16 protein-coding genes and 1 other RNA gene are annotated in these 12861 nt (G+C 41.0%); 14 read left to right on the top strand and 3 right to left on the bottom strand.

Features of this window, described 5'->3' with window-relative positions; all coding sequences use genetic code 11:
• Positions 1 to 15: 15 nt before the first annotated feature.
• The 11 genes from ACUXZ4_RS02255 (at position 16) to glyS (ending at position 8915) form a co-directional block, all read left to right on the top strand.
• Positions 16 to 1038 carry a YeeE/YedE thiosulfate transporter family protein gene (locus tag ACUXZ4_RS02255; protein WP_464973436.1) on the top strand — a complete coding sequence of 341 codons (1023 nt, stop codon included), beginning with the start codon at positions 16 to 18 and terminating at the stop codon, positions 1036 to 1038.
• 14 nt (positions 1039 to 1052) lie between these two features.
• Positions 1053 to 1274: a sulfurtransferase TusA family protein gene (locus ACUXZ4_RS02260; RefSeq protein ID WP_464973437.1), complete on the top strand. Its 222-nt coding sequence runs from the start codon at positions 1053 to 1055 to the stop codon at positions 1272 to 1274.
• 114 nt (positions 1275 to 1388) lie between these two features.
• Complete coding sequence (gene rsmE, locus ACUXZ4_RS02265; protein ID WP_464973438.1) at positions 1389 to 2120, top strand: 16S rRNA (uracil(1498)-N(3))-methyltransferase; 732 nt, start codon at positions 1389 to 1391, stop codon at positions 2118 to 2120.
• Between the two features lie 108 nt (positions 2121 to 2228).
• Positions 2229 to 3134, top strand: coding sequence for a glycine--tRNA ligase subunit alpha (glyQ, locus tag ACUXZ4_RS02270; RefSeq protein WP_464973979.1), 906 nt, complete (start codon positions 2229 to 2231; stop codon positions 3132 to 3134).
• 22 nt (positions 3135 to 3156) lie between these two features.
• The gene (locus ACUXZ4_RS02275) at positions 3157 to 3846 is read left to right on the top strand and encodes a DUF8095 domain-containing protein (RefSeq protein ID WP_464973439.1); all 690 of its coding nucleotides are present in this window, start codon (positions 3157 to 3159) and stop codon (positions 3844 to 3846) included.
• A gap of 64 nt (positions 3847 to 3910) precedes the next feature.
• On the top strand, positions 3911 to 4564 hold the full coding sequence (locus tag ACUXZ4_RS02280) for an FABP family protein (RefSeq protein ID WP_464973440.1): 654 nt from the start codon (positions 3911 to 3913) through the stop codon (positions 4562 to 4564).
• A 39-nt stretch (positions 4565 to 4603) separates the two neighbouring features.
• Complete coding sequence (locus ACUXZ4_RS02285; RefSeq protein WP_464973441.1) at positions 4604 to 4870, top strand: hypothetical protein; 267 nt, start codon at positions 4604 to 4606, stop codon at positions 4868 to 4870.
• 9 nt (positions 4871 to 4879) lie between these two features.
• Positions 4880 to 5503 carry a glutathione S-transferase N-terminal domain-containing protein gene (locus tag ACUXZ4_RS02290; protein ID WP_464973442.1) on the top strand — a complete coding sequence of 208 codons (624 nt, stop codon included), beginning with the start codon at positions 4880 to 4882 and terminating at the stop codon, positions 5501 to 5503.
• Positions 5504 to 5573: 70 nt separating this feature from the next.
• Entirely contained in the window at positions 5574 to 6035 is a 462-nt protein-coding gene (locus ACUXZ4_RS02295) for a hypothetical protein (RefSeq protein ID WP_464973443.1), read from the top strand.
• Between the two features lie 101 nt (positions 6036 to 6136).
• Entirely contained in the window at positions 6137 to 6823 is a 687-nt protein-coding gene (locus tag ACUXZ4_RS02300; protein ID WP_464973444.1) for a hypothetical protein, read from the top strand.
• A gap of 25 nt (positions 6824 to 6848) precedes the next feature.
• Positions 6849 to 8915: a glycine--tRNA ligase subunit beta gene (glyS, locus tag ACUXZ4_RS02305; RefSeq protein ID WP_464973445.1), complete on the top strand. Its 2067-nt coding sequence runs from the start codon at positions 6849 to 6851 to the stop codon at positions 8913 to 8915.
• Between the two features lie 37 nt (positions 8916 to 8952).
• Here glyS and pepP read toward each other — a convergent pair whose 3' ends face one another.
• Both pepP and ACUXZ4_RS02315 read right to left on the bottom strand, forming a co-directional pair.
• Positions 8953 to 10284: a Xaa-Pro aminopeptidase gene (gene pepP, locus ACUXZ4_RS02310; protein WP_464973446.1), complete on the bottom strand. Its 1332-nt coding sequence runs from the start codon at positions 10282 to 10284 to the stop codon at positions 8953 to 8955.
• Positions 10285 to 10296: 12 nt separating this feature from the next.
• Positions 10297 to 10839, bottom strand: coding sequence for a YecA/YgfB family protein (locus ACUXZ4_RS02315; RefSeq protein WP_464973447.1), 543 nt, complete (start codon positions 10837 to 10839; stop codon positions 10297 to 10299).
• Positions 10840 to 10943: 104 nt separating this feature from the next.
• Between ACUXZ4_RS02315 and ACUXZ4_RS02320 the strand changes: the two genes are divergently transcribed.
• The 3 genes from ACUXZ4_RS02320 to ACUXZ4_RS02330 all read left to right on the top strand — a co-directional run bounded on the left by ACUXZ4_RS02320 (position 10944) and on the right by ACUXZ4_RS02330 (position 12132).
• Positions 10944 to 11267 carry a cell division protein ZapA gene (locus ACUXZ4_RS02320; protein ID WP_464973448.1) on the top strand — a complete coding sequence of 108 codons (324 nt, stop codon included), beginning with the start codon at positions 10944 to 10946 and terminating at the stop codon, positions 11265 to 11267.
• Between the two features lie 76 nt (positions 11268 to 11343).
• A non-coding RNA gene (gene ssrS / locus ACUXZ4_RS02325) (6S RNA) lies at positions 11344 to 11529 on the top strand.
• A 24-nt stretch (positions 11530 to 11553) separates the two neighbouring features.
• Positions 11554 to 12132, top strand: coding sequence for a 5-formyltetrahydrofolate cyclo-ligase (locus ACUXZ4_RS02330; protein ID WP_464973449.1), 579 nt, complete (start codon positions 11554 to 11556; stop codon positions 12130 to 12132).
• On the opposite strand, the gene rlmB is transcribed toward ACUXZ4_RS02330, so the two are convergent.
• On the bottom strand, positions 12121 to 12861 hold the full coding sequence (gene rlmB / locus ACUXZ4_RS02335; RefSeq protein WP_464973450.1) for a 23S rRNA (guanosine(2251)-2'-O)-methyltransferase RlmB: 741 nt from the start codon (positions 12859 to 12861) through the stop codon (positions 12121 to 12123). The genes ACUXZ4_RS02330 and rlmB overlap by 12 nt on opposite strands.

A 12861-nucleotide genomic window follows, 5' to 3' on the forward strand; every position in this document is an offset into this window, starting at 1 on the left:
GTTCAAGGAGGTTTTATGATAACAGGATTAGTTTTAGGTGTTTTATTTGGTTTTGTACTGCAGCGAGGACGTTTCTGCATTACAGGCGCTTTTCGTGATATTTATGTTACAAAAAATAATAAGATGTTTGTGGCATTATTGATCGCTATTACGTTGCAATCTATCGGCTTTTTTGGCTTAAAAGAAATTGGAGTTTTACAGGTTGAGCCGGCAGAAAACTTTGCCCCTTTAGCCGTTCTTTTTGGTGCATTTGTTTTTGGTATAGGCATTGTTTTCGCTGGCGGTTGTGCGACAGGAACTTGGTATCGAGCAGGAGAAGGATTAATTGGTAGCTGGATTGCGTTGATTTTTTATATGCTTTTCAGTGCAATGATGAGAACGGGGCCGCTTAATAGCTTCAATGCCGCATTGCATAGTGTCCAAACCGAGCAAAAAACGATTTACCAAACCTTGAATATTTCACCTTGGATTTTGGTTACTTTACTAGCTGTGATTACAGGTTTAGCAGTGTTACAACAATTGCGTAAGCCAAAATTAAAAGTTGCTACGTTAAAAGCAAAGAAAACGGGACTTGCACATCTTTTATTTGAAAAACGCTGGCACCCATTTGTGACCGCAATTTTAGTTGGCATTATTGCGATTATTGCTTGGCCGTTAAGCGTGGCAACAGGCAGAGAATTTGGTTTAGGTATTACAGGCCCTTCCGCCAATATTATGCAATATTTGGTGACTGGTGACAGTAAATTTATTAATTGGGGTGTGTTTTTAGTGTTAGGTATTTTATTGGGATCTTTTATTGCTGCTAAAGGCAGTAATGAATTTCGATTCCGCGTACCAGATGTGAGAACAATTTTATTTAGTGCCTTAGGTGGCATATTAATGGGAATTGGAGCCAGCTTGGCAGGAGGTTGCTCTATTGGAAATGGTTTGGTGGAAACCTCATTTTTCTCATGGCAAGGCTGGATTTCACTACCGATTATGATTTTAGGCACTTGGGTTGCCGCTTATTTCACGATTATTCGACCAACAAAGCGTTAAGTTTAGGAGATTTTATGCAACTGAAATTAGAAACTGCAGGATTAGTTTGCCCTTTTCCATTGATGGAGGCTAAGCAAGCCATGGATGGCTTATCTAAAGGCGATGAGCTTATTATTGAATTTGATTGCACTCAGGCGACAGAATCCATTCCCAATTGGGCGGCTGAGGAAGGCTATGAAGTAACACATTTTGAACAACTTGACGAAGCTAAATGGCAAATAATTGTTGTTAAATAACTTTCATCCCGAAAGTGCGGTGGAAAAATCCAGATTTTTTCTGAAAAGAAAAGTTGCAGATTTTCACCGCACTTTGTTTTATCATAAACATTATTTGTTTATGTGAACCACATTATGCGTATTCCAAGAATTTATCATCCCGAATCCTTACAACATCAAACCACTTGTCAATTAAGCGAAGATGCCGCAAACCATGTGGGTCGCGTATTGCGTATGCAAGCTGGCGAACAACTTGAATTGTTTGATGGCTCAAACCATATTTATTCTGCGGTGATTACGCAAGCCAGTAAGAAATCTGTTGAAGTGGCAATTCAAAATAGGCAAATAGATGATAGAGAAAGCTCGCTCAAGATTCATTTGGGGCAAGTGATTTCACGTGGCGAGCGTATGGAATTTACGATTCAAAAATCGGTGGAATTGGGTGTAAATGTGATTACGCCTTTATGGTCTGAGCGTTGTGGTGTCAAACTTGATGCAGAGCGAATGGAGAAGAAAATCCAACAATGGCAAAAGATTGCGATTGCCGCTTGTGAGCAATGTGGTCGTAATATGGTGCCAGAAATCCGCCCGATGATGAAATTGCAAGATTGGTGTGCAGAGGAGGATGAGACGTTAAAATTGAATTTACATCCTCGCGCTCAGTATTCCATTAAAGATTTACCTGACATTCCAGTGCAAGGCGTTCGATTGCTGATCGGTTCCGAAGGCGGTTTATCACCACAAGAAATTGCCTTAACAGAGCAACAAGGTTTTACTGAAGTGTTGCTTGGGCCAAGGGTTCTGCGCACAGAAACAGCCGCGTTGACAGCTATTACCGCTTTGCAGGTTTGTTTTGGTGATTTGTAGGATTATCCTAGAAAAATAAGGCGAATTGCAATGGCGGTTCGCCTTTTATATTAGGTGATTTTTTCGTATAATAGACAGATTTTCAGGCTAATGATAGAAGACAAAATGATGACAAAATTTAACATAAAAACCTTCCAAGGAATGATCCTTGCTTTACAAGATTACTGGGCAAACCAAGGCTGTGTGATTGTTCAGCCATTTGATATGGAAGTGGGGGCGGGAACTTCTCACCCAATGACTTGCTTGAAAGCCCTAGGCCCTGAGCCAATGGCGTCGGCGTATGTGCAACCATCACGCCGCCCGACAGACGGTCGCTACGGCGAAAACCCAAACCGTTTGCAACACTACTACCAATTCCAAGTAGTAATCAAACCGTCGCCAGATAACATTCAAGAACTCTATTTAGACAGCTTAAAAATGCTCGGTTTCGACCCAACCCAAAACGACATTCGTTTCGTGGAAGACAACTGGGAAAACCCAACACTAGGGGCGTGGGGCTTAGGCTGGGAAGTGTGGTTAAACGGAATGGAAGTGACCCAATTTACCTACTTCCAACAAGTCGGTGGTTTAGAATGCAAACCCGTAACAGGTGAAATCACTTACGGTTTAGAACGCTTGGCGATGTACATTCAAGGCGTGGACAGCGTGTACGATCTCGTGTGGTCAGACGGTCCATTAGGCAAAACCACTTACGGCGATGTATTCCACCAAAACGAAGTGGAGCAATCCACCTACAACTTCGAATACGCCAACACCGATTTCTTATTCTACTGTTTCGACCAATACGAAAAAGAAGCCAGCGAACTCTTAGCATTGGAAAAACCACTGCCGTTGCCAGCTTACGAACGTATTTTAAAAGCAGCACACAGCTTCAACTTGCTCGACGCACGCAAAGCGATTTCCGTCACCGAACGCCAACGCTACATCTTACGCATCCGTGCCTTAACCAAAGGCGTTGCCGAAGCGTACTACGCTAGCCGTGAAGCGTTAGGGTTCCCTGGCTGTAAGAAATAATATATCCCAAAGGAGAATTAAGATGAAAACGATGAATAAGCTCATAATCGCAATGCCATTTATATTGTCTGCTTGTGCAGACTTTTCAACTGGTTCTCCTTTTAAATGGCGTCCTTATTTAGATATCGATAATTCGATACAGTATATGGACTTTATGGAAAGGGTTTTATCAGATGAGGAAAAGGGAAAAATAAATATTTCTTATGGCTCGGCGATTCAAAAGGGCACATTTGGTGGTTTAGATACTTTTAGAACCATAGGTGATTTTTATCCACTTGTTGATCAGGATAAGTATGCCATGGGGGCTATTTTTCTTGTTGATAAAAAATCACTCAATCCTTATGCAGAACAAGATGCAAAAATATTAGCTTCTACAAAAGAATTGGATTTCTATGATTTTGGCAAAGGTCGAATTGGGCGAGCTAAGTTTTTAGCAAGTAATAAGTTATGTACTGATTTTAAATCAGCTAAAGGCGTGAAAATCAATATTGCAACTACATACTATACTGACTATGAAAATTATTATGCTAGTCAAATTAGTGCAATATTGAATACAAAAGGTATCAGCAATTTAAAATATGAACCTTATTTTAGTTTTACAAATAAAAAAATTGAGCAAGAACATAGAAATGAAGAATATAAAATTGGACGTGAAGTTGCAGAGAGAAATTTAAAAGAACGAATTGCATTATTACATTTTATTTGTAACTAGATGTTAAACATAAAAAATCATCAGTGTATAAGTCATTCAATTAACATAACAAAATGGTATAAAAATGGGCGATTATCAATATCCAAAAGACATTTATACGGAAACAGAGCCAGATGTAAACACATTGGCAAATTTGGGACCACTTGCGCCAATGGCTGGTATTTGGGAAGGTAAACGTGGTTTGGATATTAATCCAAAAGCGGAAGGTCCAGAGAAAGATCCTTACATTGAACATATTGAATTACAACCTATTGATGCACAGGCAAATGGTCCACAGTTGTTTTATGGTTTGCGTTACCACACCCGAATTGTGCAGCCAAATGAAGTGGAAACCTTCCATGATCAAGTAGGTTATTGGTTATGGGAACCTGCGACGGGCAATATTTTGTTCACATTAAGTATTCCTCGTGGGCAAACAGTGATGGCGGTCGGGAATGCAGCACCAGATGCGAAAACATTTACGGTAAAAGCGGTTAGAGGTTCATTAACAAATGGAATTATTTCAAATCCATTTATTGAACAAAATTTCCGTACGGATAGTTATGAAATCACAGTGAAAATTAACGATGACGGAACTTGGTCTTATGAGCAAAATACCGTACTCGTGGTGCCAAATTATCCAGATCCGTTTAATCATACTGACAGAAATCGCTTAACCAAAATTGCGGAACCTACACCAAATCCTACGGCGTTGGCTGCAATGAAAGAACAAAACTAATGGTTTTTTGACCGCACTTTGAGAATATAGGGAAATAAAATGACAAAACCCGTACTCTTTTTCGCTGAGCTCTGCCCCGATACCGTTCCGTTCGTGGCAGAACTCAACCGCTTAAAAGTGGAATATGAAGCGGTGGAAATTATGTCTTCAATGGCAAATTTCAAACGCTTTCTGAAATTGCGTGATCATCACCCCGCTTTTACCAACGCCAAAGCTAACGGTTATATCGGCATTCCTGCGTTGTTGCTAGCAGATGAACGAGTGATTTTGGATTTGAACGAACTCAGCACCTTATTTGCAAAATAGGAGCAAAAAATGAAACTCTGGCATTCCACCACAAGCCCGTATGTCCGCAAAGTGATGGCGGTGATTAAACATCATCAACTGGACAATCAAATTGAATTGCAAACCATTCAATCGTCGTTTGATCCGAACTCGCCCCATAACCAAGACAATCCGCTTGGGCGAGTGCCGGCGTTACAACTGGATAACGGCGACTGGCTTTACAACAGCCAAGTGATTGCGGAATATCTCGATCATCTCGGGGCGAACGGTCAGCCAGAAAAATTGCTTCTGCCACTCAATAGCCAACGTTGGAAAGTGCTACAACTGCACGCCTTAACCGATGGTATTATGGAAAACACCTTGCCTGTAATTTCTGAACGTCTGCTCCGCCCCGAAAACGAATGGTGGACAGCTCGCCATCAGCAATTAACGGAGCGAAATATCCGCAGTTTCAACGAGTTAGCGCATTCTCTTGAATCTTTCGGCGATGAACTAAATTTAGGCACGATTTCTGCCGTATGCGTGATTGATTGGTATGTAATGCGAGCGGAAAAACTTGGCGTAAATCTAAACGAAATTACACCGCACTTGGTCGATTGGGCGAAAAAAATGAATGCAAAATATCCAGCCTTGGGGGAAACACAGCCGAAGTAGTTGGCTTGCTACAAAAATGAAGAAATTTTCATCTATTTTATTTATTAGCATTCTGTTATCAGCATGTTCAATGAGTGATACAGAAATTCGTTCTTTATATGCTAAACGTTATGCTCAACCTGATGAATATGTTGCTCAATTTTCTAAAGAAATCGAGGGATTATCGGTCGAACAGCTTGCAATCAATGGAGCGAAAAAAGATAAAGCTGAAATGAATGGTAAGAAACGCATGTCATTAGGCGGTCATTTATATATTGAAGATGTCAAGGCAAGAAAACATCAAGTTATTTATGAGTATTCATTTGAGTCAATTTGGTGGAATAATTTGAATAATATTGAGAAAAGTGCTCTTCAGAATAATATGCAAAAAGATTTGATTTATCGTACTTGTTCTTTGAGGACTGTCGCATTAGCTCAAGAAAAAGGTTTAGAAGAAAGCCATCAGTATTATTATGATTACCCAAATAAATTATTCGCATTTGAATTAAAAACGAATAAGCAAATTTGTTTAGAAAATGGTTTTAAAAGATAAAATTTAATTATGGAGAAAAGACCACTAGGAGTCCACGAACGACTGCTAATAAATAAATCAAGGTCCTTGGTTAGATACAAAATTTCTCAGGAGAATAATATATGAACTTAATTAAGATTAGCTTAGCCATTGTGCCTATAGTGTTAGTATCTTCCTGTACCCAATTTGAGAGATTTAGTACAGATAAGGTTCTACCAGATACATTAGGAAATAATATATCTCGACTTAAGATAACAACAAATTTGAAGGATGTATTTATTATACCTAATAAAGATTGTATCAGTATTTCAGATAATGTTTTTTATATAAACAATACATTCCCAAAAAGAACTACTGAAGGATGGTCTATATGGTCTGGCTGGTCAAAGGCTCCCTTTGAAGAAAATAAAAAGAAAGCGGTTGGAATGCCTAGTATTTCTTTACAAGATTTAAGTGAAAAATATGGAGTGCAGTTCACAGATAAAACATATATATCAAACGAATATAAATTAGAACCAAACAAAGCTTATACTATATTTATCAAAACATTCGGGAAGACTATAAATTTATTATTTAATAATCCTGAGGATGTATATGGATTTGGTATGTATTTTACTCCAAAGGCTAACGTTGATTATCAACTAATCATACAAAGTGATGTTAGCCATTCAACACATTGGACTAGCGCTACCCAAGCTAATACAAGCTCAACTTATACTTATAGTTATAAGTTATTCGATATTACCAATAGTACTGTAAAACGAGTAGATCCAGAAATATTTGGTCGAGCGTTTGGATGCAAAAAATAAATTAATTTATTCATAGAGAACAAAAATGACAACACAAAACTTCCTAGCCGAGATCGGCACTGAAGAGCTGCCACCGAAGGCACTCAAAAAATTAGCGACTGCGTTTGCAGAGAATGTTGAATTAGAACTTAACCAAGCAGGCTTATCGTTCGAAAAAGTCGAATGGTTTGCGGCACCTCGTCGTTTGGCGGTGAAGGTGTTGGGCTTAGCGACGAGCCAGCCGAGTAAGCAGGTTGAAAAACGTGGGCCTGCGGTGTCGGCGGCGTTTGATGCCGAAGGTAAGCCGACCAAGGCAGCGGAAGGCTGGGCGAAAGGCTGTGGCATTTCCGTTGAACAGGCGGAACGCATTGCGACGGATAAAGGCGAATGGTTGGTGCATCGTGCAACGATCGAAGGGCAGCCGACCAAAAACTTGCTGAAAGATATTGTGGCGAATGCCTTGGCGAAATTGCCTATTCCAAAACCAATGCGTTGGGCAGATAAAACGGTACAGTTTATTCGCCCTGTTCACACGGTGACGATGTTGCTGGGCGATGAGTTAATTGCGGGCGAAATTTTAGGTGTAGAGAGCGGTCGCACCATTCGTGGGCATCGTTTCTTAGGCGAACGTCAATTTGAGATTACTCACGCCGATCAATATCCGCAATTGTTAGCGGAAAAAGGCTCTGTGATTGCCGACTTCAACCAACGCCGTGCAATGATCTTGGCGAAATCGCAAGAAAAAGCCACCGCATTGGGCGGTATTGCCGATATTGAAGACGATTTACTTGATGAAGTCACTTCACTCGTTGAATATCCAAATGTATTAGCAGCGAAATTTGAAGAGCGTTTCCTTGCCGTGCCTGCGGAAGCCTTAGTTTATACTATGAAAGGCGACCAAAAGTATTTCCCAATTTACGATAAAGACGGCAAATTGTTGCCGCACTTTATTTTTGTGTCGAACATCAATCCAGAAGATCCAAGCAAAATCATTGAAGGGAACGAAAAAGTGGTTCGTCCACGTTTAACCGATGCGGAATTTTTCTTCAAAACTGACTTAAAACAGCGTTTGGAAGATCAATTACCACGTTTAGAAACCGTGCTATTCCAACAACAACTTGGTACCTTGCGTGATAAAACCGCTCGTATTGAGCAACTGGCTGGCGAAATTGCCAAACAAATCGGAGCGAGTGAGACCAAAGCTAAACGTGCAGGCTTGCTGTCAAAATGCGATTTGATGACCAATATGGTGTTTGAATTTACCGACACCCAAGGCGTAATGGGAATGCACTACGCCCGCCACGATGGCGAAGACGAAGAAGTGGCTGTGGCATTGAACGAGCAATATATGCCACGTTTTGCCGGCGATGAATTGCCGAAATCCTTGGTGGCAAGCAGCGTTGCCTTAGCGGATAAATTCGACACGCTCACAGGCATTTTCGGTATCGGACAGCAGCCAAAAGGCAGTGCCGATCCGTTCGCTCTACGCCGTGCGGCACTCGGTGCGTTACGCATTATCGTAGAGAAAAATTTACCGCTTGATCTGAGCGATTTAGTGCAAAAATCTGCCATATTGTTTGGCGAGAAACTCACTAATAAAAATGTGGTTGAAGAAGTGGTGGACTTTATGCTCGGACGTTTCCGTGCGTGGTATCAAGACGAAGGAATCGCTGTGGACGTGATCCAAGCGGTCTTGGCTCGTCGTCCGACCAAGCCGTCTGATTTCGATGCCCGTGTGCGTGCTGTGTCGCATTTCCGTAGCTTAGATGCAGCGGAAGCCTTGGCGGCAGCGAACAAACGTGTGAGCAACATTCTAGCTAAAGCGGACATTGCAATTGGTGCCGTTGATCTTGCCGCTTGCGTGGAACCTGCGGAGAAATCCTTGGCGGAAAGCGTTTTAGCGTTGGAAAAAGACGTTCAGCCATTGATTGCCAACGGCGATTACACGGCGGTGTTGGATAAATTAGCTAGCCTGCGTCAGCCTGTGGATAACTTCTTCGACAACGTAATGGTGAATGCGGACGATCCGAAACTTCGCCAAAACCGTCTAGCGATTTTGAATGCGTTGCAGAACTTGTTCTTGCAAGTGGCGGATATTTCGTTGTTGCAATAATGAGAAAAAAGGCTTGGTTATCCAAGCCTTTTTTGTTTTATTGCGCCATTATTTTTTCTATATCTTCAATTTCTTTTGGGGCGGCACAGGTGAGGATTTTGTTACCGTACTCAGTAATTAAAATATTATCCTCAATTCGTACGCCAATCCCTTTGTACTGTTCCGGTACTTTGGCATTTTCTGAAATGTAAAGACCAGGTTCAACGGTTAGCACCATGCCAACTTGTAAAGTGCGGTCTCTTTTTCTCGAGTTTCGGTCTGGGTTTTGTTGCTCGTTACTGTAACTGCCCACATCATGCACATCCAGCCCAAGCCAATGTCCTAAACCATGCATATAAAATTCTCGGTGTGCATTGTTAGCAATCAATTCATCAACATCGCTTTGCAAAATGCCCAGTTTAATCAAGCCTTCCACTTTGATACGAATCACTTCATCATTAGCCTGTTGAATGGAATTGCCGGGAACGAGTAATTCAATGGCTCGTTTTTGTGCTTGTAATACAATTTCATAAATATCACGTTGTGCTTGACTAAATTTCCCATTTACAGGGAAGGTGCGGGTAATATCGCCTGCGTACATAGCAAATTCGCAACCTGCATCAATGAGCACTAAATCGCCGTCTTTTAAGGGCTGATCATTTTCATTGTAATGCAAAATACAGGCATTTTCTCCGCCAGCAATAATGCTGTTGTATGAAGGATATCTTGCACCAAAGCGGTTAAATTCATGCAAAATTTCACTTTCAATCTCATATTCGAAACGGTTTGGGCGCGTTGATTGCATGGCTTTAATATGCGCAAGGGCAGTTATTTGCCCTGCTTGTTGCATAAGACGAATTTCATTATCGGACTTAAATAAACGCATTTCGTCTAAAATTGGTCGCCAATCTAATTGTTCAAGTGAATGATCAGTTTGGGTTAATGTTTGATTAATGAGTTCATCGCCCCAAGCCTGTACTGTTTTAGCATAATAAAGTGCGGTGCAATTTGGCAAAATTTTGCTGAATTCTTCAGTGAACTTTTGAATATCGCCTGCTTGTTGCAACTGTAATTTTTGTGGCGCTTTTTCAATGCCTAAACGGCGACCATGCCAAGTTTCCATTAAGGGATCGGAAGGAAGCAGAAAAAGTGCGGTGTGATTTTGTCCATTTTTTTTAATCAGCACTAACGCCGCATTAGGTTCATTGAAACCCGTAAGATACCAAAAATAACTGTCTTGGCGAAAAGGGTAGCAGCAATCATTATTGCGTGTTTGTTCGATGGCGGAAAAAATCACAGCAACGGAATTATCTTGCATTTGCTGATACATTTTTTCGCGGCGTTCAATAAATTCTTGCGCTGGCAAGTTTGCCATATAAGCTAAGTCCATAACGCTTAATCCTTAGTGAATTGTGGGTTTCTCTGCTTTTGCTGGACGGAAATGCGTATAAAATAATGCCGCAATGGTACGCACATATTCAATGATTTCTTCTAATGCTTCCGCAAGCTCTTCTTTGTCGTCCTGTTCGTCATAACCTAATTGGCAAATGTCGTGCAAATCATCAATGGCTTCGCCAACTTCGCCTTTTTCTTTATCTAATTGAGTTTGAACTAATCCTAAGCCGAGTAGAAAGTGGTTTGCCCATTCGCAGAGTTTGTCCGCTTGGGTAAATACATCGCTGTCTTCGGGGAGCATTAATTGAAAATTGAAACCGTCAATATCCGCTAAAGTGCGGTCAATTTCCGCATAGATTTCACTGACTTCGTTGAGAAGTACGGTTGGATAGGCATGGTTATCGTTGGTGAATTGGTAAAGTAAAGGCTGCCAGCTTTGATCATCTAAACCGCCACAAATTAAGCCGGCTAAAAATCCATGTAATTCAGTGGCAGATAGGGCGATACCCGCATGATGAAGTTGTTGATTAAGTGTATCGTAATTGAGCATTGTTTTTTCCTTTAATGAAGATGAAGGAATTCTAACAGATTATTTATGACAGAAAATATTTCTCTATGGCATAATAGCGAAAAATTTGATGAATGGTGAAACGAATGGCATTAAAAAAGATTGAATTGAATTTTTTAGGGCAAGTTTTTTTACTGAATGTGCCTGAAGAGCAGCATGATGATTTGCGAGAAGCTGCGCGTCTATTGGATCTTCGTGTCAATGAAATGAAAGAGCGCATGCAAACGGTGCAAGTGGATCGTGCGGTAAATATTGTGGCATTGAATTTGAGTTTCGAACTGTTGCAAGAAAAGTACAAAAACAATGCGATGGAAAAAGTGCTACAAGATCAGATTCAGCAATTATCAAATTCATTAGAAAACATCTTAATGCGACCAACAAATCAGCAAACGGCTTACGAGATCCAATAAATGTGATCTGGCTAACGCTTTTTCGAGCAATTAGCGCTAGTCAATCTGATGGATTTAGGTTAGTATTAAGTGCAAAGATTACCTGAGATGTTCGCGAGAGGGTTACGTCCCTGAGCCGATACTTACATACTTATGAGTTGGTTCTCTGTGTTATTGGTGTGCAGGCTTAGTTTCACTAAGAAGCCTAAAAATAACTAAAACCGACTCCCTTGAACCGTCGGGTTCAAGGACCGACCACCCCCAACGGCATCTCGGGGTTCCTTTCTTAACCATTCCATTTCTATTTATGCAAAGCAATCTTTCTATCCAACAATTGCGTCAACAATTACGTCAACAAATCCGTAAAACTCGGCAAAATTTGACCGCACTTGAACAAGCACAAGCGGAAGAATGTATTACGCAACAAGCGTTAGCACTGATTGAACAACGCCAAGCCCAACATATTGCGTTGTATTTATCCTTTGATGGTGAGATTTCGACCCAATCCTTGATTGAAGCATTATGGCAATTAGGTAAAAAAGTCTATTTGCCTGTGTTACATCCTTTTTGTGCAGGGCACTTGCTGTTCTTGCATTATCGACCAGATAGCCTGTTAGTGAAAAATAAATTTGGGATTTTTGAACCGCAGTTGAACGTAAAAGATGTGTTGCCTTTGGCGAAATTGGATATGATTTTTACGCCTTTGGTGGCGTTTGATCTGCAAGGCAATCGGCTTGGCATGGGCGGCGGCTTTTATGATCGTACTTTAGCCGATTGGCAACAAAAATCCTTTGTACCAGTTGGTTTAGCGCACCAATGCCAACAAGTTGATGCGCTGCCCATTGAAAGTTGGGATATGCCTTTATTTCGAATTTTATTTGCCTAAACGTTGGCGCACAATTTCAAATAAACAAACACCTGTGGCAACGGAAACATTAAGAGAAGAAACCGATCCAGCCATTGGAATACTAATTAATTGGTCGCAACATTCACGCGTTAAACGACGCATACCATCGCCTTCTGCGCCCATCACTAACGCAATTGGACCTGTTAATTTGGCTTCAAAGAGATTTTCTGTGGCTTCCCCAGCAGTACCTACCACCCATAAATTATAATCTTGTTGCAATTCACGCAATGTACGAGCTAAATTGGTGACACGAATAAGGGGAACGACTTCAGCTGCGCCACAAGCCACTTTACGCGCAGTGGAATTGAGTTGCGCCGATTTATCTTTAGGCACGATTACTGCATCAACGCCTGCCGCATCTGCTGTACGCAAACAAGCGCCTAGATTATGGGGATCTGTAATGCCATCAAGCACTAATAATAAAGGATTAGACTGACGTTGTAGCAATTGGTCGAGATCGTTTTCATTGAGTTCTTTTGCAGCTTGTACTCGGGCAATAATACCTTGATGGACTTCGCCATTGGCTTTGTTATCAAGGGTTTGGCGATTGACAAATTGCACTGAAACACCGATAGCGTGGATTTCATTTAATAGTGGTTGTAAACGCTTATCTTCACGTCCTTTTAACGCTAATACTTCAATCATTCGCTCAGGGCTACGATCTAAAAATGATTTTACTGCGTGAATACCATAAATTTGTTCTGACAT

The organism is Reella acinonychis (assembly GCF_052828705.1).

Excerpts from the sequence above, each read along its gene's own strand:
- ACUXZ4_RS02255 (WP_464973436.1), top strand. The coding sequence starts at position 16 with ATGATAACAGGATTAGTTTTAGGTGTTTTATTTGGTTTTGTACTGCAG.
- ACUXZ4_RS02260 (WP_464973437.1), top strand. The coding sequence starts at position 1,053 with ATGCAACTGAAATTAGAAACTGCAGGATTAGTTTGCCCTTTTCCATTG.
- rsmE (WP_464973438.1), top strand. The coding sequence starts at position 1,389 with ATGCGTATTCCAAGAATTTATCATCCCGAATCCTTACAACATCAAACC.
- glyQ (WP_464973979.1), top strand. The coding sequence starts at position 2,229 with ATGACAAAATTTAACATAAAAACCTTCCAAGGAATGATCCTTGCTTTA.
- ACUXZ4_RS02275 (WP_464973439.1), top strand. The coding sequence starts at position 3,157 with ATGAAAACGATGAATAAGCTCATAATCGCAATGCCATTTATATTGTCT.
- ACUXZ4_RS02280 (WP_464973440.1), top strand. The coding sequence starts at position 3,911 with ATGGGCGATTATCAATATCCAAAAGACATTTATACGGAAACAGAGCCA.
- ACUXZ4_RS02285 (WP_464973441.1), top strand. The coding sequence starts at position 4,604 with ATGACAAAACCCGTACTCTTTTTCGCTGAGCTCTGCCCCGATACCGTT.
- ACUXZ4_RS02290 (WP_464973442.1), top strand. The coding sequence starts at position 4,880 with ATGAAACTCTGGCATTCCACCACAAGCCCGTATGTCCGCAAAGTGATG.
- ACUXZ4_RS02295 (WP_464973443.1), top strand. The coding sequence starts at position 5,574 with ATGAGTGATACAGAAATTCGTTCTTTATATGCTAAACGTTATGCTCAA.
- ACUXZ4_RS02300 (WP_464973444.1), top strand. The coding sequence starts at position 6,137 with ATGAACTTAATTAAGATTAGCTTAGCCATTGTGCCTATAGTGTTAGTA.
- glyS (WP_464973445.1), top strand. The coding sequence starts at position 6,849 with ATGACAACACAAAACTTCCTAGCCGAGATCGGCACTGAAGAGCTGCCA.
- pepP (WP_464973446.1), bottom strand. The coding sequence starts at position 10,284 with ATGGACTTAGCTTATATGGCAAACTTGCCAGCGCAAGAATTTATTGAA.
- ACUXZ4_RS02315 (WP_464973447.1), bottom strand. The coding sequence starts at position 10,839 with ATGCTCAATTACGATACACTTAATCAACAACTTCATCATGCGGGTATC.
- ACUXZ4_RS02320 (WP_464973448.1), top strand. The coding sequence starts at position 10,944 with ATGGCATTAAAAAAGATTGAATTGAATTTTTTAGGGCAAGTTTTTTTA.
- ACUXZ4_RS02330 (WP_464973449.1), top strand. The coding sequence starts at position 11,554 with ATGCAAAGCAATCTTTCTATCCAACAATTGCGTCAACAATTACGTCAA.
- rlmB (WP_464973450.1), bottom strand. The coding sequence starts at position 12,861 with ATGTCAGAACAAATTTATGGTATTCACGCAGTAAAATCATTTTTAGAT.